Annotated in this window: 22 protein-coding genes; 7 read left to right on the forward strand and 15 right to left on the reverse strand. The window is 52.7% G+C overall.

The annotated features are described in order from the left end of the window. The first annotated feature begins 191 nt into the window (after window positions 1-191). A complete protein-coding gene (locus BW956_RS01040; RefSeq protein WP_076460145.1) occupies window positions 192-1,094 on the forward strand; it encodes a LysR family transcriptional regulator in 903 nt (300 codons plus the stop codon). A 125-nt stretch (window positions 1,095-1,219) separates the two neighbouring features. Here BW956_RS01040 and BW956_RS01045 read toward each other — a convergent pair whose 3' ends face one another. The 4 genes from BW956_RS01045 to BW956_RS01060 form a co-directional block, all read right to left on the reverse strand. Beyond that, window positions 1,220-2,722, reverse strand: a complete 1,503-nt coding sequence (locus BW956_RS01045) for a Na+/H+ antiporter NhaC family protein (RefSeq protein ID WP_010321747.1) — start codon at window positions 2,720-2,722, stop codon at window positions 1,220-1,222. A gap of 91 nt (window positions 2,723-2,813) precedes the next feature. Next, window positions 2,814-4,103 (reverse strand): NAD(P)/FAD-dependent oxidoreductase, encoded by a 1,290-nt coding sequence (locus BW956_RS01050; RefSeq protein ID WP_010321748.1) that lies wholly within the window; start codon window positions 4,101-4,103, stop codon window positions 2,814-2,816. Between the two features lie 425 nt (window positions 4,104-4,528). After that, window positions 4,529-5,248, reverse strand: coding sequence for a glutamine amidotransferase-related protein (locus BW956_RS01055; protein ID WP_076460147.1), 720 nt, complete (start codon window positions 5,246-5,248; stop codon window positions 4,529-4,531). 31 nt (window positions 5,249-5,279) lie between these two features. Beyond that, the gene (locus BW956_RS01060; protein ID WP_010321750.1) at window positions 5,280-6,620 is read right to left on the reverse strand and encodes a glutamine synthetase family protein; all 1,341 of its coding nucleotides are present in this window, start codon (window positions 6,618-6,620) and stop codon (window positions 5,280-5,282) included. A gap of 193 nt (window positions 6,621-6,813) precedes the next feature. Between BW956_RS01060 and BW956_RS01065 the strand changes: the two genes are divergently transcribed. From BW956_RS01065 to BW956_RS01075, 3 genes are all read left to right on the forward strand, one after another. Beyond that, a complete protein-coding gene (locus BW956_RS01065) occupies window positions 6,814-7,518 on the forward strand; it encodes a GntR family transcriptional regulator (protein WP_010321751.1) in 705 nt (234 codons plus the stop codon). 162 nt (window positions 7,519-7,680) lie between these two features. Then, the gene (locus BW956_RS01070) at window positions 7,681-9,069 is read left to right on the forward strand and encodes an aspartate aminotransferase family protein (protein ID WP_076460149.1); all 1,389 of its coding nucleotides are present in this window, start codon (window positions 7,681-7,683) and stop codon (window positions 9,067-9,069) included. Between the two features lie 27 nt (window positions 9,070-9,096). Continuing rightward, the gene (locus BW956_RS01075; protein ID WP_076460151.1) at window positions 9,097-9,915 is read left to right on the forward strand and encodes a LuxR C-terminal-related transcriptional regulator; all 819 of its coding nucleotides are present in this window, start codon (window positions 9,097-9,099) and stop codon (window positions 9,913-9,915) included. 38 nt (window positions 9,916-9,953) lie between these two features. Here the strand turns inward: BW956_RS01075 and BW956_RS01080 are convergent, their stop codons facing one another. The 8 genes from BW956_RS01080 to glaH form a co-directional block, all read right to left on the reverse strand. Beyond that, complete coding sequence (locus tag BW956_RS01080; RefSeq protein ID WP_076460153.1) at window positions 9,954-11,438, reverse strand: aldehyde dehydrogenase; 1,485 nt, start codon at window positions 11,436-11,438, stop codon at window positions 9,954-9,956. Window positions 11,439-11,620: 182 nt separating this feature from the next. Continuing rightward, window positions 11,621-12,040 carry a universal stress protein gene (locus tag BW956_RS01085; protein ID WP_010321755.1) on the reverse strand — a complete coding sequence of 140 codons (420 nt, stop codon included), beginning with the start codon at window positions 12,038-12,040 and terminating at the stop codon, window positions 11,621-11,623. Between the two features lie 3 nt (window positions 12,041-12,043). After that, window positions 12,044-13,360 carry a TRAP transporter large permease gene (locus BW956_RS01090; protein WP_076460155.1) on the reverse strand — a complete coding sequence of 439 codons (1,317 nt, stop codon included), beginning with the start codon at window positions 13,358-13,360 and terminating at the stop codon, window positions 12,044-12,046. Further along, window positions 13,360-13,896: a TRAP transporter small permease subunit gene (locus BW956_RS01095; protein WP_076460157.1), complete on the reverse strand. Its 537-nt coding sequence runs from the start codon at window positions 13,894-13,896 to the stop codon at window positions 13,360-13,362. The genes BW956_RS01090 and BW956_RS01095 overlap by 1 nt, the downstream gene beginning before the upstream one ends. Window positions 13,897-13,953: 57 nt before the next feature. Next, the gene (locus tag BW956_RS01100) at window positions 13,954-14,955 is read right to left on the reverse strand and encodes a TRAP transporter substrate-binding protein (protein ID WP_244894308.1); all 1,002 of its coding nucleotides are present in this window, start codon (window positions 14,953-14,955) and stop codon (window positions 13,954-13,956) included. 630 nt (window positions 14,956-15,585) lie between these two features. Further along, a complete protein-coding gene (locus BW956_RS01105; protein WP_076460160.1) occupies window positions 15,586-17,034 on the reverse strand; it encodes an NAD-dependent succinate-semialdehyde dehydrogenase in 1,449 nt (482 codons plus the stop codon). Window positions 17,035-17,179: 145 nt separating this feature from the next. After that, window positions 17,180-18,379 carry an L-2-hydroxyglutarate oxidase gene (gene lhgO / locus BW956_RS01110; RefSeq protein WP_076460162.1) on the reverse strand — a complete coding sequence of 400 codons (1,200 nt, stop codon included), beginning with the start codon at window positions 18,377-18,379 and terminating at the stop codon, window positions 17,180-17,182. 81 nt (window positions 18,380-18,460) lie between these two features. Next, window positions 18,461-19,429 (reverse strand): glutarate dioxygenase GlaH, encoded by a 969-nt coding sequence (gene glaH / locus BW956_RS01115; protein ID WP_076460163.1) that lies wholly within the window; start codon window positions 19,427-19,429, stop codon window positions 18,461-18,463. Window positions 19,430-19,644: 215 nt separating this feature from the next. Here glaH and csiR point away from each other — a divergent pair, with 215 nt between their 5' ends. Beyond that, entirely contained in the window at window positions 19,645-20,328 is a 684-nt protein-coding gene (csiR, locus tag BW956_RS01120; protein ID WP_076460165.1) for a DNA-binding transcriptional regulator CsiR, read from the forward strand. A gap of 110 nt (window positions 20,329-20,438) precedes the next feature. On the opposite strand, the gene aptA is transcribed toward csiR, so the two are convergent. Beyond that, complete coding sequence (aptA, locus tag BW956_RS01125) at window positions 20,439-21,758, reverse strand: omega-aminotransferase AptA (protein ID WP_076460166.1); 1,320 nt, start codon at window positions 21,756-21,758, stop codon at window positions 20,439-20,441. A gap of 247 nt (window positions 21,759-22,005) precedes the next feature. On the opposite strand from aptA, the gene BW956_RS01130 reads away from it, so the two are divergent. Together BW956_RS01130 and BW956_RS01135 are read left to right on the forward strand one after the other, a co-directional pair. Continuing rightward, window positions 22,006-22,929, forward strand: coding sequence for a LysR family transcriptional regulator (locus BW956_RS01130; RefSeq protein ID WP_076460168.1), 924 nt, complete (start codon window positions 22,006-22,008; stop codon window positions 22,927-22,929). Window positions 22,930-23,126: 197 nt separating this feature from the next. After that, entirely contained in the window at window positions 23,127-24,695 is a 1,569-nt protein-coding gene (locus BW956_RS01135; RefSeq protein WP_076460170.1) for a GGDEF domain-containing protein, read from the forward strand. Between the two features lie 61 nt (window positions 24,696-24,756). On the opposite strand, the gene BW956_RS01140 is transcribed toward BW956_RS01135, so the two are convergent. Continuing rightward, window positions 24,757-25,614 carry a D-amino acid aminotransferase gene (locus BW956_RS01140; RefSeq protein ID WP_010321766.1) on the reverse strand — a complete coding sequence of 286 codons (858 nt, stop codon included), beginning with the start codon at window positions 25,612-25,614 and terminating at the stop codon, window positions 24,757-24,759. A gap of 54 nt (window positions 25,615-25,668) precedes the next feature. Further along, window positions 25,669-26,541 carry a DUF4392 domain-containing protein gene (locus BW956_RS01145; RefSeq protein WP_076460171.1) on the reverse strand — a complete coding sequence of 291 codons (873 nt, stop codon included), beginning with the start codon at window positions 26,539-26,541 and terminating at the stop codon, window positions 25,669-25,671. Between the last annotated feature and the right edge of the window lie 15 nt (window positions 26,542-26,556).

A 26,556-nucleotide genomic window follows, 5' to 3' on the forward strand; every position in this document is an offset into this window, starting at 1 on the left:
GAATCAAATACTCCGTTGTCAAAATTCTGTTGTTTTTAGTATGGAAATGATTATAGGGAGATATTTTTTATTATTTCAACGCATAATGTTTTTTCATTAAAATATGATTTTTAGTCATCAACTATAATGACAGTTTGATCACGTCTAATCCGGTTAAAACCGAATAGAAAACAACAAGATGGGCACTGGTAATGGCTGACATTAATCTGAATTCGCTGAAATCCCTGATTATTTTCAAGACGCTTTATGAGCAGGGAACAGCCACACGGACGGCCAAGGAGCTGGGCATAACCCAGTCCGGGGTCAGCCGTTCGCTGGCTCAACTGGAAGAAAATATCAATATGGCGCTGTTCATCCGGCATAAGAAACGGCTGGTTCCCATGCCGGAGGCGGATGAGCTCTATGGTGAAATTCTCAGGTTGATGGACAACCTTGAGGAGATGAAGCACAGCATTGTTGCTCTCAGAGAATTTGGTGCCTCACGCATGCGTTTGGCATCGGCACCCGCGCTGGGCTTCGCCTTTGTCCCCAAGCTGATTGCCAACATTCTCAGGATCAACCCGAAATACAGCATTTACTTCGACATCATGCCCAGCCCCGAAGTGGTGCGCTCCATCGAGGCAGGACACTTTGATGCAGGCTTTGTAACCTTGCCGGTCAACTCACAGGCGCTGGTTGTAGAAGAACTCTTCAGTGTAAAAGCCGTCTGCCTGGTCCCCAAAGACCACCCATTGGCAGACTTGGAAACCATTCATGTAAAAGACCTGCGCGGCCAGCATCTGGTAATACCCAACCAGCCAAACCTGGCTGCTGATCAGCTTCTGGCACTCATCAATGAAAACAACATCAGAATTGCCGGTAAAACCGAGGCCAATATTGCTGCGATCTGTTCACTGGTTGCCAACGGCGTGGGGATAAGCCTGATCAACCCGATTACCGCTTTCGATAACCTGGCCGCCAGCCGGGACTTTGTCATCAAACCCTTTGAGCCCAGTTTTCACTACAGTTTTGGTCTGGCCTATCGGCAGAGCTGGTCCGGCAATCAGCTGATTCAACACCTGCGGGAAAGCCTGCCCAATCAGCCTGAATTTTGACGCGCCCGGGATGACAAAGCGATACCAGTGGGGAGAGAGAGTTTGGCGGTATCAGAAACTTTGAGTAGAGGGTGACCCCAGCCACCCGGTCGGGGCCGGATGACAGGGGTCGGGTGAGGCAGGGATCAGGCGAAGGCGAAGCCCAGCACCAGGAAGGCGATAAAGGCGAACACTGAACCCAGCAGAGCGTAAGGAATCTGGGTCCAGGCATGCTGCATGGAGGTACAGCCGGAGCCTTGTGCCGACAGAACAGTGGAGTCACTGAAGAAGCAGGCGTGGCTGCCAAATGCGGACGCTGAGAGCAGTGCACCAACGGTCAGCGGCATGGACATATCGATGGTCTGGGCAATGGGAATCACGATCGGCAGAGACACCACGAACACGCCCCAGCTGGAACCGGTGGCGAATACCACCGCCGCCATGACAGCGAACACCAGTGCCGGCAGCAGCTCTTTTGACAGATAAGGCGTGATGGACTCGATGATGTACGGGGTCATACCCAGCTGATCATTGACGTCCTTGAGCATGAAGCCTGCGCAGACCACGGCGATCGGATGCAGCATGACTTTGAAACCATCCAGCATTGAGTCGACCATCTGACCAAAGTTCAGCAGGCTCTGCCAGTAGTACAGCACCATGGTGAACAGGGATGCAGTCAGGGCACCCAGCAGCAGGTCGATTTCATAGTAAACACTGGCACCGACCAGTACGGCCATCGGCAGCAGGAAGTTGATCAGGCCAACCATGGGCGACACTTTTTTGATCTTCGAGGTATCGAAGCCATCCTGCGCCACGCCCGGGGGTACGGTTTCACCTTTCTGCGCACGGGCTTCAGCCTGCTTCATGGCACCCAGGTTGCCAATCACGCCTGCAGCGACCAGGAAAACCACCAGCAGCGCCACCCAGCCGTAGGCCATAAAGGGGATGGATTCGATGTAGAGCGACATGCCTTTACCGGATTCGGTCGCACCGTTCTCTTCCAGCAGAGCAGCAAAGTAGACCGCCCAGGTGGAGATCGGTACCAGAATGCAGACCGGTGCTGCAGTGGAGTCGACCAGATAGGCCAGTTTCTCGCGGGAGATTTTGTACTTGTCGGTCAGCGTCTTCATCGATGCCGACACCGCAAGGGAGTTGAGGTAGTCATCGATGAATACCATGATGCCCAGAGAACAAGTGGTCAGCATGGTACCGCGCTTGGTTTTGATGCGACGGGCCAGAATCTCACCGAAGCTGACGACACTGCCGCCCCGCTCCAGAATATTGATCAAACCGCCCATCATGCCGCACACCAGTACGATCCAGGCGATGGTCTCATTCATCACCACGTTGATGGAGAGATCCCCCAGACCGGTAACGACTTCCATCGGGTTGAGCAGAATCAAGCCGGCGATAATCCCGGCGAAGATGGCTTCCAGCGAGCGCTTGCTGTAGACCGCGACACAGAGTGTCAGAATAGCGGGCATGATGCTGATAAAGCCGAAATTGCCGGAGTCAGCATATTGCGTGGAAAGGTACCCAAAGCCCGCCATAATGGCACTGTAGAACAGAATCCAGCGGGTTTTCTGGGACAGGTTTTGACGATGATTCTGCGTCAGGGGGCCTGCAGAAACGGTCGGGTTACTATTCATAAAATGACCTGTTGTTTGATTTATTATGCTTATTTCAAGGTCGGTTGATGATCTGGCGCTTCAGATCACCAACCAACAGGGTTTACCGGAATCAGATACCCAGCTTGTCGCGCAGGTTGTAGTAGAAGGCGCCCATCGCGGTATAGGGGATGCGCATCATGCGGCCGCCCGGGAAGGGGTATTGCGGCAGGGATGCAAAGATGTCGTAGCGTTCGGCCTGGCCCTGAATGGCATCCGACAGCACCTTGCCCGCCAGATGTGAACAGGTCACACCATGGCCGCTGTAGCCCTGGGCGTAGTAGATGTTGGCATTGGCACCGACACGACCAAACTGGGGCAGGCGCATCAGGGTCAGCAGGAAGTTGCCGGTCCAGGCGAAGTCCACTTTGGTCTCTTTCAGATGCGGGAAGGTTTTCAGCATCTTCGGCACGATTAGGGATTCAATTTTACCCGGCTCGCGAGCGCCATAGGTCACGCCGCCGCCGTAGATCAGACGACCGTCGCCAGAGAGGCGATAGTAATCAAGCAGGTAGTTACAGTCTTCCACGCACTGATCCTGCGGCAGCAGGTCACGCTGCTGGGCTTCACTCAGAGGTTCAGTGGTGATCACCTGAGTGCCACAGGGCATCGCCTGGGCCTGTAGTTTGGGAATAAGGTCACCGAGGTAAGCATTGCCAGCCACCACGATAAAGTTGGCGGTTACACAGCCTTTGGGCGTGTGAACCTTAACCTTCTCACCCTCTTCCACTTTCACAGCGGGTGAGCCTTCGTAGATGACACCGCCCATGGACTCAACGGCCTGGGCTTCACCCAGCACCAGGTTCAATGGGTGGAAATGACCGCCGGATTTATCCAGCAGTGCGCCTTCGTAACGGCTTGTACCGATGTAAGAGCGCACTTCGGACTCGCTCAGCAGCTCCAGATCCGGATGGCCATGCTTCTCCCACAGCGCCTTTTTCTCTTGCAGCTCTTTGAACTGTTTGCCGTTACAGGCTGCGAAAATACCGCCGTCTTTCAGATCACACTGAATGCCGTAATCCTTCACCAGGCGGCGAATGATCTTGCCACCCTCAAACGCCATGGCCCCCATCGCCTTGCCGGTTTCCTGGCCATAGTGGCGTTCGATGAAATCGATGTCTCGACTGTAACTGTGAACAATCTGCCCACCGTTACGGCCTGATGCGCCAAAGCCGATACGCGTGGCTTCCAGTACAACAACCTTGAAGCCCTGTTCAGACAGATGCAGCGCCGTGGACAGTCCGGTAAAACCAGCGCCGATGATGCATACATCCGCCTGCACCTGACCTTCCAGAGCCGGGCGAATGCGCTTATCGTTTGCAGAGGCTGCATAATACGATGTGGTATGTGAAAGTGCAGACATGTTGTTTCTCGTATTTAGATGAACCGGTCTTGGCGCCGGCATGTAAACCCAGTGGGAAATGATCTCCGCAGAGACGTTTGCCCTTGTGTAAACACCTTACGTTTCACCCCGCTTGCAGATATATACCCACCAGGGGATATATTTACGTTTTCATAAGATCCTCGAATGTAAGACAAACACCCGATAAATCACCTGCAAAAGCAACGAACGTCCAAACCAAGCAAAACCATGCCCTGCAATCGAACAGCTCGCACCAATTCAGTGCAAAAATAATAACGAGGGTTATAAAGGACGGCTGTATTTCGATAAAAAAAACCGGGTCGGTTTATTTTGGACACAAAAAAAGGACACCCATCGCCGCAAGATTTATACCTGCGACAACGGGTATCCCCTTTTATAAAACCCGGCCAGTTAAGCCTTAATACTTACTCGGCCGTCATCATCAAGCGGGCCAGCCAGTGACCGACCCGGTCCGAGTCTGTGCCGCTGGCTGACAAATCCAGGCTAGCCAGCGCCTTGTCGGCATCCGCATCGGAAAACACCGCGCCCTTGCGCAACTGCAGCAGCGCCTGCTCAAAATCACTCTGGAACTCGGGATGCGCTTGCAGCGTGACAATCCTGTCGCCATACACCAGGCCGGCATAACGGCAGAAATCAGAAGTGGCAAACACCTCGGCAGACTCCGGTTTCTCAACCACCTGATACTGGTGAATGGCATTGATACTGAAGCTTGATGCTTCACCGGTGTCGAGCAACCCGGTATCCAGCAAGGCATACTCCTGCAACCCCAGACCCCAGCCACCGTCAAACCGCTCAACCTTGCCGCCCAATGCCTGAGCAATAATCTGATGCCCGAAGCAGATACCAGCCAGAGGTTTTCTCGCCGCAACAATCTCCAGCACCAGGCTTTCCAGACGCGTAATCCAGGGCGTACCTTCGTCCACATTGTGTTTGGAGCCGGTGATTACCCAGGCATCACAGGCACCGGCTCCGGCGGGAAATTCATCCAGCCTCACCTCATAGCGGCAGAACTCGGCGTCGACACCTGAGCGCTGCAGCAGGTCCTGCACCATATCGGCGTAACTGCCATGCTGGCTGACCAGCTCATCCGGCGAGGTTCCCGCCGCCAGGATTCCGACTTTCATACTCTTTACCCCAATTACTCAGCAGCTCGTATTAAAGAAAGCCCAGGTAGGACTCGTATTCAATATCGGAAATCTGCGCGTGTAACTTCTGCAGCTCCTGGCGCTTGGCAGCGGTAAAGACATGGACAAACTCCTCACCCATGTACGCCTTCAGGATCTTGCTGCGGCTGAACAGTTTGATGGCATCATCCCACTTGTTCGGCAGCGCCAGTTCAGGATCCACATCTTCCGAGTAGGCATCGCCTTCTACGGACTCCGGCGGCATCAGCTTGTTTTCAATACCGTACAGAGCCCCCGCCAGAATGGTCGCCAGCACCAGGTATGGGTTGGCGTCCGCACCGGAAACACGGTGTTCAATACGGCGTGCAACGGGTGGGCTTTCCGGAATACGGATCGCCACGGTGCGGTTCTCATAGCCCCAGCTGGCACAGGTCGGCGCATGCGCCCCCACCATAAAGCGACGGTAGGAGTTCAGGTGCGGTGCAAAGGCCAGCATGCTTTCCGGCATGGTCTGCATCAGACCGGCCACCGCATGCATGAGTACATCCGTACCCTCTTCACCGCCATTGTCGAACACGTTCTCACCCTGTTCATTCAGCAGGCTGAAATGAACATGGAAACCGTTGCCACTCTTGTCGGCATAGGGCTTGGCCATGAAGGTGGCAGAATAGTTGTGCTTACGGGCAATACCACGCACCAGGCGCTTGAACATGATGGCCTGGTCACCGGCCAGCATGGGGTCGTCCACGTGGTTGAGGTTGATCTCGAACTGGCCCGGGCCCAACTCGGAGATAATCGTATCGGCCGGCACTCCCTGAAGCTCACAGGTAGCACGGACCTCGGCGAAGAAAGAGGCCAGGCCATCCATTTCATCAATCGAGTAACAGTCCGTCTCCGCCAGTCGGCGACCATGACCTTCAACCAGTACCGGCGGCTTGGGACGCTGAGTCTCTTCAGACTCGGCATCCATAAGGTAAAACTCAAGTTCGGTGGCCACTACCGGCGTCAGTCCCAGTGCCTTGAAACGGTCGACTACCGATGCCAGCACCTGGCGCGGATCCGCCAGGAAACGAGAACCATCAGGGTTGAACATGGTTGCCATCAGCTGGCTGCGTGGAGATTCCGCCCAGGGCACGGATACCGGCTCTTTCTGCACCGGCATGCAAACACCATCACTGTCACCCGTTTCAAATACCAGCCCGTTATCCAGGACATCATCACCCCAGAAATCGACCCCGACCACGGAACGCGGCAGTTTAACGCCCTCTTCCATGATTTTATTCAGCGCCGACGCCGGCATGCGTTTGCCTCGCAGATTACCGTTCAGATCGGTAATAAAAAGGTCCAATTCTTTTTCATTATCAACAGACATAGAAGATTCTCTCTGGATATCATTCCGCGCCCCGCTCACCCATCGGCCCGGATATCGGGCCAGACCTGGCAGGCTGCGGTCGTTTCGCGTGCAAGGTATCGCAGTTGCTTTACAGCCCGGTGCTGAAAGAAAACATTCACCGGCATCCGTGATCACATTACACTGTGGGCAACACTTCCAGGCCGGAACCGACATGGATAAAACGTCCCCAATACAAATCACCTTAACCGAGCGCTCTGACGCTGTAACTATCACCCAATGGGTATATAAGACACTTCGCAACGCCGTGATGTGTGGAGAAATACTGCCCGGACGTGCTCTGACCATTCGCGAGTTGGCCGGTGTTCTGGATGTCAGCAATATGCCGGTTCGCGAGGCACTGCGGCAGCTGGCGGCAGAAAACGCCCTGGAGATCGGGGACAATCGTCGTATCCAGGTGCCGGGCATGACTGCGCCCAAGTTCAGGGAACTGTGCGAAGCCCGCATCTGTATCGAAACCCATGCGGCGGCACGCGCACTCCCCTATATTACGCCAGCTACCCTCAATGAGCTTAGACAAATTGATGCCCAGATCGATCAATTGCAGGCGCAAGGCCAACTGGAGCAGTCCGGCATTCTCAATCAGGCTTTTCATCGCACGCTCTATGCCGCCAACCCCAACCAGGTCACCTTGCCCATGGTGGAAAGTCTCTGGCTTCAGCTTGGTCCCTTCATGCGCCTGGCACTGGATGAACTGGACCTGGACCAGCTGATCGACCGTCACAGCGAAGCCCTGAGCGCCATTGAAGCCCAGGACGAAGCAGCCTTGTGCAAAGCCATTGAAGCGGATATCCGTGAAGGTGTGAGCCTGGCAGACAGCCCGGAGTTTCGCTATTACCTGACCGCCCAGACACATTGAGAATCGCCTCTTTCGCGATCATTCAACACTCCACCAAATAACATGCCGCCTGGACATATTTTGAACAACCTATTGACTTGCTAAAAATGTGATCACAAAATCTCGGTTTGTGATCACATTCGTGATCCAGCCCCCACACCAACAATAAGACCGGAGGTCAGTATGCCGATCCAGCAAGAGAGCATGTTCACAACCCGCGATATTCAGGCCACCGACGCCGCCCACCACCTGCACCCTTTCACCAATACCGGTGCTCTGAATGCCAAGGGCGCGCGCGTGATCAGCAAGGGCGAGGGTGTCTGGCTCTGGGACACGGAGGGCAATAAAATTCTCGACGGCATGGCCGGCCTCTGGTGCGTCAACATGGGCTATGGCCGTCAGGAGCTGGTGGATGCGGCCGCTCAGCAAATGCAGCAGCTGCCCTACTACAACACCTTTTTCCAGACCACTCATGCCCCGGCAACCGCCCTGGCGCAGGAAATCGCCTCGGTGACACCCGGAGATCTGAACCGTATTTTCTTTGCCGGTTCCGGTTCTGAAGCCGTGGATACCATGATCCGCCTGGTACGCCATTACTGGAGCGTGGTCGGCAAGCCCTACCGCAATATCATCATCTCACGGGAAAACGGCTACCACGGCAGCACTATCGGCGGTGCCAGCCTGGGCGGAATGAAAGGCATGCACGCTCAGGGCGGCCCAATGGTGCCGAATATCGAACACATCCGTCAGCCCTACTGGTATGGCGAAGCCGGCGATATGAACGAGGAAGCGTTCGGTAAGGCCTGCGCCCAGGCACTGGAAGATCGCATTCTGCAGGTCGGCCCAGATAATGTTGCCGCCTTCGTTGGCGAGCCTGTGCAGGGCGCTGGCGGGGTCATCGTACCGCCCGCCAATTACTGGCGTGAAATCCAGGCAATCTGTCGCAAGTACGGTATTCTGCTGGTAGCCGACGAGGTGATCTGTGGCTTTGGCCGCACCGGCAGCTGGTTCGGCAGCCAGACACTGGGTATCGAACCCGACCTGATCACCATGGCCAAGGGGCTGTCTTCCGGCTACCTGCCCATTGCCGCGGTCGCCATGAGTGACCGTGTGGCAGATGCTCTGATTGCTCATGACGAGGATTTCAACCACGGCTTCACCTACTCCGGTCACCCGACGGCTGCCGCCGTGGCGCTGGAGAATATCCGCCTGATGAAAGCGGAAAACATTGTCGACTACGTTGGCACGGATATCGGCCCCTACTTCCAGCAGCAGCTGCGCGCCACTCTGGCGGAGCACCCGCTGGTGGGCCATATTGAAGGAGTGGGTTTGATGGCCGGTATGGCGCTGGTGCAGGATAAAGCCAGCCGCACCCCCTTCCCTGAAGACGCCAACGCCGGGCTGGTCTGCCGAGATCACTGTTTTGAAAACGGCCTGATCATGCGCGCTGTGGGTGACCGCATGGTACTGGCGCCCCCACTCGTAATCAGCCGCAGCGAAGTGGATGAGCTGTGCGAAAAAGCACGCCACTGCTTTGACCTGACCCTGGCGTCACTCAAGCAGAGCGAATAACAGCCCAACTGACTCAGGCAGTAGAAAATGATCAAGAGCAGTCATTTAGAAAGCCCCTCAGCCCAGTTCAATCGCAGCCTGGCTACACTGATTGACCACTCGCGGCTGAAGAGCTTTCCCAATTCGCTGGTTGAGTTTCTATCGGAGCTGTGTCATTTCGACACGGCTCTGATGGTCACTTATAAAAAGTCCTTCAAGCCGATTATTATCTACCCCACCGACCCGGGCGACATCAGCATCACCCTGCACAACTACATCAACAAGTACTTTGTGCTCGACCCGCTGTTCAACGCCATACAAGCGCAAGAGATTGCCACCATCAGCCGGCTCTCCGAGATCGCACCGGATTCCTTCGAGTCCACGGAGTACTATCAGAGCTGCTACAAGAACTTTGACCTGACCGAAGAGATCAGTCTCGTGACCCAGCTGAACCAGCAGGTGACCTGCGCCCTTACACTGGGCCGGAAATCCACACTGGGGCCGGTGACCCGCGCCGAACTGCAGCGCCTGCAAAGCATCGCGCCAGTGATCAGCTCTCTGATTCGACAGTTCTGGCTGTCGCAGTCGCAGGAGTATGTGAAGTACGAGAAATCGGACAGTGCCATGAAAGAAGCCCTGAAAACCTTCGCCTCAGGGGTTCTGACACGTCGCGAACAGGAGATAACGGCGTTGATTCTGCAGGGCCACTCCTCCAAGGCGATTGCCGGCATGCTCAATATCAGCCCCGGCACCGTGAAGGTTCACCGCAAGAACATCCATACCCGGCTGAATACCTCGACTCAATCGGAGATCTTCAACCTGTTCCTGACCCACCTGAACGAGCTGGAAAACCAGGGCGCTCAGTAAACCCGGCCACCGAGCAGTCAGCGGCCGGGCTAACCTGGTTAGAGTCGAATAAAGACGTTCTTGATATCGACGTACTTTTCCAGCGCATGCAGGGATTTGTCGCGGCCATTGCCGGACCCCTTCACACCGCCGAAGGGCACGGTTGAATCGCCTTCGCCCCAGGTGTTCACCCAGACCATGCCGCTTTCAATCTTGCGGCTGACACGATGGGCGCGGGAGATATCACGAGTCCAGAGGGCGGCACCCAGGCCATAGCGGGAGTCGTTGGCCAATGCCAGCGCTTCCTCTTCGGTGTCGAAACCACTGACGGCCAGCACCGGGCCAAAGATCTCTTCCTGCACCACTTTCATGCCGTTGTGGGTGTTATCGATGATGGTCGGCTTCACAAAGAAGCCCTTGCCCGGCTGGTACTCTGGCTGACCGCCGAGCACAACCTGACCACCCTCTTCGATGGCACTGCCAATGTAGCGCTCGACCGTTTGCAGCTGAGTCTGATCGACAACCGGCCCCATGGTCGTGGCAGGGTCCAGCGGATCACCGGCACGGTAACGCTCGGACGCTTTCAGCAACGCGGCCATGAACTCATCCTTGATACTGTTCTCCACGTACAGGCGCGAACAGGCGATACACACCTCGCCCTGGTTGGAGAAAATCGCTGCCGCCGCACCCGCCGCCGCTTTTTCGATATCGGCGTCGGCAAAGACAATGTTGGGCGACTTGCCGCCGGCTTCCAGCCAGACACGCTTCATGTTGGACTCACCGGCGTATCCCATCAGCATGCCCGCCACGCGGGTGGAACCGGTAAACGCCAGCACATTGACGTCCATATGCAGTGCCAGTGCCTTGCCGGCGGTATGGCCAAAGCCCGGCACTACGTTCAGCACGCCATCCGGCAGTCCTGCTTCGCTGGCCAGCTCGGCCAGACGCAGAGCACTCAGCATCGCCTTCTCGGAGGGCTTGAGCACCACAGAGTTGCCCGCCGCCAGCGCCGGCGCAATCTTCCAGCACACCATCATCAGCGGATAGTTCCAGGGGGTGATGGCACCGACTACACCGGCCGGCTCATGATGAATCATCGCCAGCGTACCGGCAGCTGTGGGCGCGATTTCACCGTATACCTTGTCGATGCACTCCGCGGTCCAGCGGATACAGTCGATGGCATCTGGCACATCGATGCTCAGCATCTCACTGATCGGCTTGCCCATTTCCAGGGTATCGAGCAGCGCAAACTCGTCGCGGTGCGCGTCCATCAGGTCGGCCCACTTCAGCATGATGCGCTTGCGCTGCCCCGGGTCCAACTCCGCCCAAGTACCGGCACGAAATACTGTCCGTGCCGCTTCAACCGCCAAATCCACATCCGAGACATCACACTCGGCGATTTCCGTCAGTACGGTTTCAGTCGCGGGGTTTTGCGTCGGGAATACACGGCCGCTGGCTGCAGCGCGGAACTCACCGTTGATATACGCCTGGTTTCTGAACTCCAGCGTTTGGCTCAGCGCCAGCCACTCATCACGCGTTTTCATGTTGGCTCCTTATACTTTGACTGACACCCAGCATATCGAAGCGCAAAAATGATCCATATATGCCCGGGTGGGTATCAAAGGAGCCAATGTCACAGCCAAACACTGATTCAAAAGAGATGTGTACTTAAAACGCCGGGGCAAGGTGCCCCGGCCACTTTTAGTTTCGGAGAGTCTAATTGCCATTAACGCTGCACGAACACACTACAATGAGCTTCAAGCATCACTTTTCTTGTATTGGAGCCGAGGAATCGATCCAACCAAGGACGCTTGTTTGGTGACATAATTATCAGGTCCGCACCTACTCGCTTGGAAACTCTCAAAATTTCGTCATGCACTACCCCTCTTTGCGTATAGACACGACCTCTTACTTGTTCAGGTACAGAGCAGTTAAACTTTTCAATTACCTTTTCTAATACCGCCTTTTCTATTTCTGTTGGCTTATCGCTTGAAGTTGCAGCCATAGCATGATGAATGTAGTTTTTGTTGACGTATAGGGTGGAAACTTTTCCCCCTTCTTCAACAACTTTAAGCGCCAATGCTACCAACGAGTCAAAATTATCAGGATAATCTGGGTCCATGGGTATCAAAATATTGTGATACATATCTCACCCCATCAATTTATTTGGAAGCCAAAGAACCAAGTCAGGCAACATCATACAAAGGATTAAAACGGCCAACTTTATACAAATAAAAGGAATTACTGATTTGTATATTTCCCCCATGGTTACACCTGGGGGAGCTATCCCTTTAAGATAAAAAAGCGCAAAACCATAAGGGGGTGTCTGAACTGCAATCTCGATATTAAGGATCATCAGAATACCGAACCAAATAGGATCATAACCAAGCGACACTGCTATTGGCGTGAACAAAGGGGCACACATGAGTACAATAATGAACTCATCAATTATAAATCCCAACAACAGCATTATTAGCTGCATCATTATAATAACGCCAATCGGAGGAAGTCCCAAATCTTGTGTAAGAGAAGCAACCATTCCCTGTATTCCCATCATAAGATGGTAGTTACTAAACAAAGTCGCGCCGAAAATAATCCACATGGCCACGCTAATCAATACAGCGGTTTCAAAGCCAGCAGACTTGAACATTTCAACCTTGAAGCGCTTAAAAACGACGGCCAGGATCAAAGCGCCGACTACTCCTATTGCACCTGATTCAGTCGGGGTTGCAATGCCAGAAATAATACTTCCCAGTACCGCAACAATAAGCAGCACAGAAAACATGCCATCTCGCATTGTTAAAAACTTTTTGCGGGGGCTCATCTGCGCTTCAGCCCCTGTATCCATAGGTGCCAGGCTGGGCTTTAGTTTACAGCTGATAATCACATACAGCGCTAGTGAAACCACAGAAATCAATGCAGGAATAAGTGCAGCAATAAACATGCGACCAACTGAATTCTGTGTAGAAGACGCAAACATAATCATTGGGACACTCGGCGGAATCAAAATCCCAAGGCCACCGCCAGCCATTATAACTCCCAAAGCCAAACGGCGATCATATCCCCTTTCGAGCATAGGTTTCAGTGCAATACTGCCGGATGTCATAATTCCAGCTCCGATAATTCCAACCATTGCACCCAGCATGGAACATACACCTATAACACTGACTGCAAGTGAACCACGGATACGGCCAATCAACATTTGACTGGCATTAAACATCGCATCCCCAATACCAGACCGCGTCAAAAGCTGGCCCATGTAAATATAAAGTGGTATAGCTAATAATATAAAACTAAAGTAAGTGGAGTCGATGGTCGACGGAATCAGGTTAAAAATCCCCTCCCCCCAGGTCAAGTAGCCCACAGCCATCGCAATACCACCTAACGCTAAACCTACCGGTGCGCCTAGAGCGAAGGCAAACAAAATGCAGCACAGTAAGACTGCCGTCAAAAGCTCAATACCCATTATTCATCACTCTCCGGCTGACTAATAAGATCATTACCCGTAATTAAGCCGTAACAGTCACTGACCCACTGTGCTGAAAGCTGTAACATCATTAAACCTCCTGCAGTAATAATCATCACCCAGAAATGATGCATAGGCGGAGCCCATTCACTTTGACGTCGATAATTGAATTTTATGGTTTGCTCAAGCTGATCCAGACCCACCTTTATTAGGACAAACATGAAATACATTGCCAAAAGGTATGTGAGCATGTTGAAAAAACGACGCGTTCTTTCTGAAACTTTAAGGTAGAAAATATCGACGTTTATATGTGCATTTTTTTGTTGTGCATATGCCCCACCCAGTGCAGCAATATAAGCGAACAAAAAGAGTGACAAATCGTATGCCCAAATAGTTGGACTATTTAAAACATAACGCGCAAAAACTTCAAACGCCACGACCAATGACAGGATCGGAACAAACCATGCAACCGAACGCCCTATAATGCGAACAAAAAACTCAATGGCCAAACAATAGCTACGAAGTAAAGTGGTCATTTATATTTACCCCAGAAACAAAAACAGAGGGCTGAGCCCTCTGCTTTTCGGTTTTACTCACATAGCATCTTTTTTCAGTACATCGATCATACGTGCACTGAAAGGTCCTTCCTTAGCATATTCATCCCACAGGTTGGCTCCAGCGGCTTTCCATGCAGCCTTATCCGCTTCACTGGGTTCCGGGCTCCATTTCATACCCTTTTCTTCCATGTCAGCAATTGCCTGCGCTTCCCACAAACGCGATTTGGTTAGCTGCTCTTGAGCATGGATAGCGGTAGCACCACGCACAATTTCTTTCAAATCATCTGGTAGTTTGTTCCAAGCACTTTGATTAACGATGACGGGCAATACCTGGGCACCAGCCAAGGGCATGCGGTACATGTATTTAGCCACTTCGACATGGTTACCATCCCGATGGTCAATCAGATTAGAACCGATAGAGCCATCGATAACTCCGGTAGAAAGACTAGTGTAAATCTCCCCCCATGTCAGGTTTACAGGAGATGCTCCAAGGTTGCGCAAGAACTTTCCATAAGCACCGGGAGCACGTATTTTCAGCCCCTGGAAGTCTTCAACTGAGTTCACAGGCTCTTTGGTTAAAATGTAAACCGGTGGCTGAATGTACGGCTCGAGCCATACTAGGCCATGCTCAGCATAAGCTTCTTCCAGAATAGCCTGCCAACCTTTCTCGTAGAATAGGTCCATCAATTCGGCAGGATTATCAGTACCGCCCGGCAAACCTACTTCAATGATGCCAGCAGGCATTTCACCTGCATGCATAGGCTGAAAAGGAGCCCCCATAGTAATGAGTCCAGACTTCACCGCACCGAAAATGCCATTTGTACTAACACCCTCACCGGCATACATCATCTGTACAGAGATACGTCCGTCCGACATTTTCTCGATATTATCTGCCAGGCTTTGGTATACCTCGCCAAATGCAGTCCCACGGCTGTATAGGTTAGCAAAGCGCCAATTATGCTCAGCCGCCACTACACTGACACTAGCACCCGCAGAAAGAGCCAACGCAAGTGCGCCGGCTGTAACACGACGTGACATTTTGCCCAGAAGTTTCCTCATAATCACTTACCCATTAGTTATTAGAATTGGAAAGCCATGCTGTATTGAAGCATGCTTCTTATCTCGACCTGCTTCAGAGATATCCACAAGGGATAGCAGGACTATCGCAAACACCTGAGGTTGGGTAAACGGCTGAACACTGACGTTTACTTTGAAACTCTTCAAACAATCCAAAAACTGTTTGTTTCGGAAAAACGCACCAAAAAAGCCTTCAAATGCACCAATCCTGCACACAAAAAACGAAACGATATGCTTTCTTCAGGAAACTGCCCTATACAAGACGACATTGGCCGACTTGAAAAAAACACCTCAAACAGATAGACCCCTTCAATGCACCGTACTAGTGCAAATACAACCAGTGGTATATATCAAAATACGAAAACACAGACTTATGCACACACTTATCCTCTCTGGAACTGACTTCAACTTATACGAAAGTCTTACTGAAGATTAGAAATTTCGTTTCAAGAGTGTGATGGCCCATATCTAAAAACCATCTTCCCAGCCTGATAAACAAAAAACCGGGGCCTGTTAAGGCTCCGGTTTTTTTGAAACTACATGGAAGGAGCATAGGCAGCCCCTTCACGTCGACGTATAACAGCCTCAGTGTTAAATCCCCCCCATACAGAGATATTTGATCTCCAGGTAGTCATCAATACCGTGACGAGACCCTTCACGCCCCATGCCAGACTCCTTTACGCCACCAAAAGGTGCAACTTCATTGGAAATGATACCTTCGTTGATACCGACAATGCCGTATTCCAACTCCTCTGCCACACGCCAACAGCGGCCAATATCACGAGAATAAAAGTAGGCCGCTAACCCAAAGGGCGTGGCGTTGGCACGTTCTATCACTTCTGCTTCATCATCAAAGACGAAGAGCGTTGATACAGGGCCAAACAGCTCTTGATTAGCTATTTCCATACTTTCATCCACATTGCCAAGCAGAGTCGGCTGGAAAAAAAGCTCACCGGCGTCATCACGGCTACCGCCATACAGCAGCTCAGCGCCCTGCTCTTGGGCATGGCGTACCACAGACTCTACACGATCAACCGCTCGCGCGTTGATCAAAGGCCCTATTTCAGTATTGGCATCAACACCATTGCCCACTTTCAGCTTCGCAACCTCAGTCTTGAAGCGCTCGACAAACTGATCCTTGATATCCCTTTGAACATAGATACGGTTGGTACAGACACAAGTCTGCCCAGCATTACGATACTTGGAAATAAGCACACCCTTGATTGCCTCGTCCAAATCGGCGTCATCAAAGATTATGAACGGTGCGTTACCTCCCAGTTCCATGGAAACTTTTTTCACAGTTCCCGCAGCCTGACGCAGAATATGCTTACCGACAGGAGTAGAGCCTGTGAAGGAAACCTTACGTACAAGCGGGTGTGAGGTTAGAGTATCTCCCACGGATACAGGATCAGAGGTAGTCACAATATTAACGACACCCGCTGGGAAACCTGCTTGATCGGCCAATTCTGCCAGTGCCAGTGCACATAACGGGGTATCTTCTGCCGGCTTGAGCACTACTGTGCAGCCAGCAGCAAGTGCCGGGGCAATCTTCCGGGTGATCATTGCGACTGGAAAATTCCAGGGTGTAATTGCTGCCACAACCCCCACAGGCTGAAGAATAGTAATCAGGCGGTTGTTTGGGGACGGAGAAGGAATATGGTCGCCATATGTACGCTTGGCTTCTTCACCAAACCACTCAGCAAAGGACGCACCATAAGCCACTTCACCACGTGCTTCAGACAAGGGCTTACCTTGCTCTTTAGTCAAAATCTGGGCTAAAGCTTCCTGATTGTCCATAATCAGTTCGTACCAACGGCGCAAAAGTGAACAGCGTTGTTTGGCAGTGGTTTTTCTCCAACCGTCAAAGGCACGGTCAGCTGCCTCAACGGCCGCGCTCGCTTCTTCAGCACTCAGATCAGGAACCTCTCCGACTTTTTCACCCGTTGCCGGATTAAGCACGGCATGCATCTTGCCAGACGCGGCACTTACCCATCGCCCATCTATGTAGGCCTTATTTTTTTCAAGTTTGCAGCTCTGCATTATCGACTCTCTGAAACTGAGACAGACCGATACAAACGGCCCGTCGGTTATGAGGATTATCCGATACTAACACCGTCCCCACTGCAGGCTCTCAGACTGCTTTAAACGTTAAGTTTTACGCAGACCAAACAAGTGAATAGCCACTTCACTCAATGCCAAACTGCTTGCAGGCTTCACCAATGATATGACGCCCTATAGGCAGTGCCGAAGTTGCTGCAGGTGAAGGTGCATTGCATACATTAATGGTACGACGAGTGCGAACAAACAGAAAGTCATCTACCAGCTTGCCGTCTGCTGATACCGCCTGCGCACGCACCCCCGCGGGATAAGGCCTGAGATCAGATTTGACAATAGAGGGACAGTATTTCTGTACTTCCTTCAGATACCCCCCCTTAAACAGGGAGTTTTTCAACTCGACCAGGCCCGGCTTGAAGTTAGCACGCAGTACCTTACGAATACCGGAATACCCCAGGCTTTCCCAGCTGTCATGCAAGGAAATATCGGTCTTGCGATAGCCTTCACGTTTCCAAGCTAATACAGCATTCGGACCTACCGTGACCGTACCGTCGATCATTCGCGTCAAATGAACCCCCAAGAATGGCATATTGGGGTCCGGAATCGGATAAATCAGGTGCTTCACGATCTGATTATGCTGGGGAGGCAGCAGGTAATACTCTCCGCGGAAGGGGCAGATACGGAACTCTGGCTCCTGTCCCAGCATGCGGACCACTCGGTCGGCCATTAGTCCGGAGCAGGTGATAAGGTAACGGCCATTAAAGCTGCCCTCAGAAGATACGACAACGACCCCCGTCACCTCCTCTTTCAGCCCTGTAACCTCGGTGTTGTAACGGATTTCGCCTCCCATCGACTGGATACGGCAAGCCATGCCTTCAGTCACCTTGCGATAGTTCACAATTCCGCTTGAGGGCACGAAAATACCACCAATACCCACAATATTCGGCTCACGCTCTTTAAGTTCACCTGCAGACAGCCAAGTGCGTTCAAGACCATTGGCCGCTGTGCGCTCCCAAAGCGCCCTCATGCGCTCCATCTCTAGCTCATTGGTGGCAACCAAAAGCTTTCCACATTCGTCATATTCGATATCGTTTTCATCACAAAAGCGTTTGGTATCGATATTGCCTTGTAAGCAGAATTTAGCCTTAAGACTGCCTGGGGTGTAGTACACACCTGCGTGAATCACACCAGAATTATGGCCAGTCTGATGCTGTGCCGGCCCGCTTTCCTTCTCCACGACAAGGAGCCTCTTGTCCGGGTAACGTTCGAGCAGCTGCATGGCAGTCGACATACCCACAATACCACCGCCAATAATAATAAAATCGTACATACTCAACTCCTGCTGGAACGACAAAAACCACCCGCCTAAGGAGTGGTCTTCGCTTACTTATTCACATTTTGTGTCAAGACGTTACTGCTTGGGGTTGCGCAGTGTTTTGGCGTGAGTGAAGTAGCCCCGCTGACGCATGAGCTCACGTCGAAGCCCCTGATGTGCGACAAATTTATCGCGGCCATGCAGCCAGAAGTGGTTATTGATCAGCAGGAAGCTGCCTACCGGTACACGCACAGACAAAATAGAAGGACTGCTCTCAATTGATTCGGACAGATCAGTCAACCAGTTGCCCTGCTCGAAGTTGGCAGGCTGTACGAACTGGTCAATATAAGACATGATCGGCTGACCGCTTCGGTCCATATCAAATACCGGGTGGAACACATCCTTACCAGTATTTTTACTGGGCGGTGCCGACCAACGCATCTCCTGATGTGCCATTTCGCTGGAGTAGAAATGATTGAGGTCTGCCCAATCGTCAAGGTGCAGCAAAAGTGAGTTACCACCTTCCATATTTTGCTCATCAATCTTGAGCATCAGAACATAGTCGGTGTCCTGTTCAACAAAGGTACCGTCATTGTGCAGTTCCATTACACGATGAGCCTGGCGCAGGTAGCTGTCTGAATTGTCATCGTTCTGCACGACGAAACGAGCGTAGTACTGGCCACTCATCGCATCAAAGTTTGAACGCCCAAACAAATGGGCAATCGCCGTAGTGAACTTCACCATCTCTTCAGCCTGATCAACACTGGTGAGTCCTTCCGGTGTAATCATCAAAGCACCGGTCTTACGATCAACCAAGCTATTAATCAACAGCGGTTTCAATTCACCACCGCAGAGTTCGTCCAGAATAGCAGCAACACGGAAGCGCAACATGGACTTGTATTCCAGCGCTTGTACCGGCCACTCAGCGATACGCGCCAGAAATGCTTGCACGGTTTCGGAGCTGAATTTCAATTCCACCAAGCGCTCACTAAGAGTTGATGGCTGCAAAGTGAAGCCCTTGCCTGTCAGGGTGGATTCTTTCAGCGATTGAACGGTAGCGGTCATAAGAACCTCGGTCTTCATTCTGGTATTTGTCTTATATATCGAAAGAGCAACTTATCAGTCACTGTCATCGAGTTTGTTATATGTACAATAAACAATAAAAACTACATTTGCAAAAAATATCTACATTTTTATATAAAATATACAAAATACAGCCTTTGCTGAAATTTGCCGCCTGTCGATATAATGCAAGGAGATTTCTTAACGGCCCTAAGCATATGAACGAAAAAACCAATCTTGCGGATTCTGCCTACCTACAGCTAAAGCGCGATATCACATCCGGCGCATTCAAGCCCGATGACAAGCTTTTAATGAGCCACCTGCGTGACCGCTATGAGATAGGTACAGGCCCTATGCGAGAGGCCCTATCAAGATTGGTAGCTGAGCACCTGGTAACAGCGGCCAGCCAACGTGGCTTTAGAGTAGCCGCCATGTCGACCGAAGAACTACATGACATCTATTTTGCCCGCGCCAGCCTTGAAGCCATGATCGCCGAACTGGCAGTCCAGAAAGGTGATGACAGCTGGGAAGCTTCGGTCATTGCCAGCGCACATACTCTGTCACGAGTGGAAGAGGTGGAAAACGCCGAACAGATGCTGTCGCTTTGGGATAGCCGTCACAAGGCATTTCACAACGCTATTGCCAGTGGCTGCGGTTCCAACAAATTGATGGAGCTACGCACTACTATGCTTGATCAGGCCGAGCGCTATCGCCAGCTCTGGCTTAGACACACCGTCTTTTCACCAGAGGCATTGGCAGACAAACGTAACGAACACAAGATGTTGATTGAAACGCTATTGTCTCGCGATACAAAGAAGGTTCGCACCCTGGTGTTCGAGCACATGATGAACCCAATTCCAATCATTGAGGATATTCTTCAGGAACAGGGCTTGGCAGGCTGATACTGCAGCTGCAGCGACAAAAAAACCGGGCGCCTTGGGGGCACCCGGAAGGGGTCGACCTTCACGGTCAAATCCATGGCAAGACGGCCTTGCCAAGGGAGAGATATTTGTTATTTGGCCTGAAACATCTCGCGCGAAATCTGGGTAAAGATATCGACAATTTGATCAATGTGTTCTTTTTCGATAATCACAGGCGGTGACAATGCTATGGCATTACCCACGGCGCGAATGGACATACCCAGCTCGTAGCAGCGCTGCATAATCTTTGGTCCCACAAGAGAACCATCGGCGGTTGCAAATTCGACCGCACCAATCAGGCCGCAGTTGCGAACATCGATAATGCCTGGCAACCCTTTAAGTGAGTGCAACGCCTGCTCCCAATACTCGCCAATTTCCCCGGAACCGCGCTCCAGCAACCCTTCCTCTTCATAGATATTCAGCGTTGCCAACCCTGCCGCACAGGCTACCGGGTGTGCTGAGTAGGTGTAGCCGTGGAAAAATTCCACTTGGCCTTCGGGTGCGGAGTTCACAACAGTGTCGTGGATTTCGTCTTTGACGAACACCGCACCCAGCGGCAGTACGCCATTGGTAATGCCCTTGGCGGAGGTGATCATGTCCGGCTGGACATCAAATTTGACCGAACCAAAGGAAGCACCCAGACGCCCCCAACCACAGATAACTTCATCAAAAATCAGCAGCACATCGTTACGGGTACAGATTTCACGCAGCTTTTTCAGATAACCTACCGGCGGCAGCACAACGCCACCTGCTCCACTGATGGGCTCAACAATAACCGCAGCTACGCTATCAGCACCATGGAAACTAAGCAGTTTTTCTAGCTCTTCGGCACGCTCGATACCAAACTCAGGCAAACCTTTGGAGAAGGCGTTACGCTCAATATCCAGAGTATGTGGCAAGTGATCAACTGGTAGCAGTGGGCCAAAACCTTTTCGGTTAGGAGTAAGCCCCCCCACGGAGATACCACCAAAGTTCACACCATGATATCCCTTCTCACGGCCGATAAACCGATACTTGCCGCCCTTACCTCGAGCATTTTGATATGCCAGAGCGATTTTGAGCGCGCTTTCCACTGCTTCAGAGCCAGAGCAAGTAAAGAAAACACGGTTTAGGCCCGCCGGGGTATGCTTAACCAGGCGCTCGGCAAACTCAAAGCCGATATCATGACCCAAGTTAAATGGGGAGCTATAGTCCAGTGTTTGGATCTGTTGTGACACAGCGTCAGCAATCTGCTTGCGACCATGGCCTGCGTTGACACACCAAAGACCCGCTGTTGCATCCAAAACTTTCTGCCCCTGGTCATTGTGCAGCCACATGCCTTCAGCGCGTTCGATGATCCGCGGTGACGCCTTGAATGCGCGGTTAGCCGTAAATGGCATCCAAAAATGGTCCATGCTTTGATAACTTTTCATGTTCAAACCTGCCAAACCAGTGCGTGAATAAGTGAAGCAAGTTTAGGCCTGCCTTTTCTCCTTAAAAACCTTCATGCATAAAAGCCTGGTTTAATTGCCGTCAAACTTAGCCATTGACCCCTCTGGCTTGGTATCACCAACCAAGCAAATTGATTAAGATGGAATTTGCCTTGCGCTTACGCATGGTAGACAGCGCATGACGGCACTACCGGCATGTACAAGACCTTCTGTTGTACTGGATATATCTATGGGAACTCGTAAATTTTGGTTGGGACAGGTAGGTGATTACGAGATCAAACAACTAAAGGTGTTTACCACAGTTGTAGAGTGCGGAGGCTTCTCGGCAGCTGAAACAGAGCTCAATATCACCCGCTCCACTATCAGCATTCATATTGCCAACCTCGAATCACGCTTGAACCTAACCCTCTGTCAACGCGGGCGCGGCGGCTTCTCTCTTACGGACGAGGGCCAAACGATCTATAACTCGGCCAAACAGCTTTTTGGAGCACTAGAAGAGTTTCGCGCCACCGTAAACAACCTCAATTCAACCCTTTCTGGGGACCTACGACTTCTATTTTCCGATACCGTAAGTGGCGACCCCCGACTACAACTACCCGAATTAATCCATCAGTTACACGATCAAGCACCAGACGTGTATATCACGGTCGATGTAGCCTCCATGAATACAATTGAACAAAAAATAATCAACGAAGAGGCTGAAATTGGCTTCGTTCCATTACATCATGAGATTGAAGGGCTGGAGTACATCCACCTATTTACTGATGTATGCCGCCTATACTGCCATCGCCAGCACCCCCTGTATAAGGTTCCTGAACGTCAGCTAACCGATGAAATTGTTGATTCTCAAGCATTGATCCAAGCGGGAGTCAAACCACATAAGAAAGCTATACATCTAATTGAGCCCATGGATCCTCGTGCCACTGCTTATTACTATGAGACTCGGCTAGCAATGATCCGCTCGGGGAAATATGTAGGATTTTTACCAGAGCACTATGTAGATCAGAATACCCAACCAGGGGAACTACGCGCTTTGTTACCTAACACCCGCAACTATAAGCTGGATTCTGGAGCCATCGTGAAAAAGTCGGCCCGTCCCAACAAGGCTCGCAACCTGTTTCTGGAATTGATTCGCGCACACTTGTCTGCGTAAACCGGCAAACTTTACCAACAGGTATGGCTTTCCACGGGGAGGATGGCATCATAACCTTCTTACTGTCTGTCAGCCTGAACCCGGCCTGACAGTCCGCCCCCACACTGGTTTGTTTACCTGCGCGGTCTCGTCCTGCCTCACCGCAGTGGCTGCAACGCAAGGTATTCAGCCGGAGCCGTTCAGGAGTCGTAACGAACGTGTTCGCCAAGAATTTTCTTCAGTTCAACCTGAAGCACTTGATTCTGTTGTTGGCGTTTTCGTCTGCCGCCATCACCCTGCTCAACAGCCTGAGTGCCAGCTATCAGGTGCAGCGTAAGCTGCTAATCCAGCAGAGCCTGGACAGCAACCAGGTATACGCCCGCAAACTGGCCACATCCACCGAAAACTTTCTGCAGGCGTCCCAGCAGCAACTGGCGGTGACAGCCGAAGAGCTGGTACCCGAACTGCACAAGCAGGATAAGGTGCAAGCCATTGCCAACCGGCTGCGCCGACTGACCGAAAGCTTCAACTCGGTAGTGATTGTGAGTGCAGAGGGTGAAGTTCTGGCCACTTCACCCGAGGCGTTGCGGATCGTCGGCCATCACCTGCAGTCTCCCGGCGCACTTGAGGCCCTGAAAGAGCGCAAGCCTTTGATCAGCGAGGCATATTTGTCTGCTGCCAATAACCTGCTGGTCTTTATATCACACCCGCTGTTTGCAGAAACCGGCGAATACCTGGGCTATATCGGTGGCTCCATCTACCTCAAGGAGCGCAGCATCCTCAACTCTCTGCTGGGCACACACTATTACAAGGATGGCTCCTACCTGTTTGTGGTGGATCAGAACCGACGCCTGCTCTACCACCCTAATGCCGAGCGCGTGGGTGAGCGTGTTCATGACAATGCCGTGATCGAACAGGTGGTCAGCGGTAACGAAGGCTCGGACCAGGTGCAAAACAGCCAGGGCATCGAGATGCTGGCAGGCTTTGCCCCTGTCGGCAGCGCCAACTGGGGGATCGTTGCTCAGCGGCCACTGGAGGCGACACTGGCACCCTTGAACAGCCAGATGCATGCAGTCATTTACCATACCCTGCCGCTGGCACTGGTCACCCTGCTGCTGATCTGGTGGTTGGCGCGTCTGGTATCCAAACCGCTCTGGCAGCTGGCTGACAACGCCCAGTCACTGGATAAACCCTGCACACCCGATCGCATTAAGCGTGTGCGTTCCTGGTACTTCGAAAGTGCCGAACTCAAGCGCGCCATGCTGCTGGGGATCAACCTGCTGCATACACGCATCGGTGAGCTGAAAAACGATGCCGAAACAGACCCCTTGACCGGTTTAAGCAACCGCCGTGGCAGCGAGCTGACCCTGGCCCTGCTGCATGAGAAGCAGGTGCCTTTCAGCGTCTTGGCCATCGACATCGATCACTTCAAACAGGTCAACGATACCTATGGCCACGACTGTGGCGATGAGGTACTGAAATCCCTGGCAGAGATACTGAAATCCTGTACCCGCCAGGAAGACCTGGCCTGCCGCACAGGAGGCGAAGAGTTCATGATTCTGCTGCCCAACGTCCACCTGCAAGGGGCGCAGGAGCTGGCAGAACGTTTACGCAAGGCGGTAGCAAAGTACCTGTTTGCGGAGGTGGGTGTTCTTACGATTTCAATCGGTGTAGCAGAGTGGCCCGAACAGGCCGATGAGCCTGCCAAGGTGCTGAAATATGCGGACCATGCACTCTACCGCGCCAAGAAACGGGGCCGAAACCGGACCGAGATGTATCAGAAGTAATGCGGGAAGCTGCCGGGGCAGAACGCCCCGGCGGCATGCAGCGACTACTTAACAGCAGTGCTTAGTAGTTGTATTTCTGAGCGGTATACAGGGTCTGGGCTTTTTCCCATACCGGACCGACTTCACCCGTACCGACCGGCTTGCCATCCAGCTCGGTGACCGGGGCAATTTCCTTGCTGGAGCTGGTCAGCCAGATTTCGTCCGCGTTGCGTACTTCATCCATGGTGACAATACGCTCTTCCACCTTGATGCTGCCATCCTTGCGCAGGATGTCCAGCAACATCAGACGGGTGATACCCGGCAGAATCTGGTTATCCAGTGGCGGCGTGATCACAACCCCATCCTTGACGATGTAGGCGTTGCAGGCGCTGCCTTCGGTCATTTCGTTATTGGCGTTGAACAGGATGATCTCGTTGTGACCCGCAGCATGACCCTGCTGGAAGTGCATGACGTTACCCAGCAGCGCGGTGGATTTGATGTTGCAACGCTGCCAGCGAAGATCTTCGGTAGATGACACCTTGTACGGTTTCACCTTTTCACGATCCGCCACCGGTGCTGCCGGAATTTCGAACGCAAACGCATATACGGTCGGCTCAACGTTTTCCGGGTATGCATGGTGACGACGGCTGTCGGTGCCACGGCTCACGTGCAGGTAGATACCCAGGTTGCCGGCACCGTTCTTTTCGATCAGTGCTTCACAGACTTGACGCCAATCCGCTTCGGAGTAACCGAAGTTGATGCCGATCAGGTCCATGCCCTGGTTCATGCGCTCGATGTGCGGACCAAAGCCAACCAGCTTGCCGTCGTAGGATGGGATGACCTCATAGATGCCATCACCAAACAGAAAGCCGCGGTCCATCGGGGAGATGCGGGCTTCATCCATCGGCATGAATTCGCCATTCAGGTAAACAGTGCTCATTGTGTGTTCTCCACTAATCTTTAAAAACGCTTGCTCAGATAGCCCCTGGCTACCTCAGGCAAATTCAGTTAAGCGGCGCAGGGCCAGCAGCAGCTCCTGGCCATCGCTGGCCGGCAGGCTGTCTTCGGTCAGTTCATTCCGACGTGTCACGCCATCCACGCTGCCCCGCTCCGACAGGTAAGTCAGTACCGCGGTATTATCAAACTCGGCCAGCAGGTCCTGGCCATTGAGCCAGCCCATCAAGGCCACCAGGGCGTGGCCACCCCAGTTGGATACGTCAGCCACCACCAGCTCATTGCAGCGTGTCACCGCCGCCTTGATGTCCAGGCTCTTCAAGGCCGGACGTACGTTGCCCATACCGATCTCGTTGCCGCCATCACCGATGGCAATGGTCGGGCAGCCGGCCTGATGCATGATTTCGTCGAAGCTGGCGGTGTGCTGGCCGATGGATTCGCCACGCATGTTGTAATAGTCGGTGTCATCGGACTGACCCGGGCGCTCGATCGAGATCACCAGCGAAGGCTGATGCTTGGCGAGAATATCGTCGGCCTGCTGCAGGCGGACCTTGGCGTCACGCTCATTCAGCGGCAGACGCTCTACGCGGTAGTCTTTCTCCAGTACGCTGGCGAGCGGGTCACCACAGACCAGCACCGGGTTACGGCCAGTAGCGTCCAGTGCCTGGTAAAGCGAGATGGCGCCAACGGGGCCATCAGTCTCGAAGGTGCCGGCAACGGGGAAGCCGGTGCCGATCAGAACGGTGTCTGAAGCCTGCTGCAGCATCAGGGCTGCCCGCAGGCAATAACCCGGCAGCATGCAGTCGCGAACATGGGCCATGCCGCGCAGATTACGCTGCACCAGCAGGGACTCAATCTGGTGGCTCAGGGCGACGGCGTCGCGCACACTGTTTTGTGTCAGGGGTTGGTTCATCGGTTTGAAACTCCG

It is taken from the genome of Marinobacterium stanieri (assembly GCF_900155945.1).
GTDB lineage: Bacteria > Pseudomonadota > Gammaproteobacteria > Pseudomonadales > Balneatricaceae > Marinobacterium > Marinobacterium stanieri.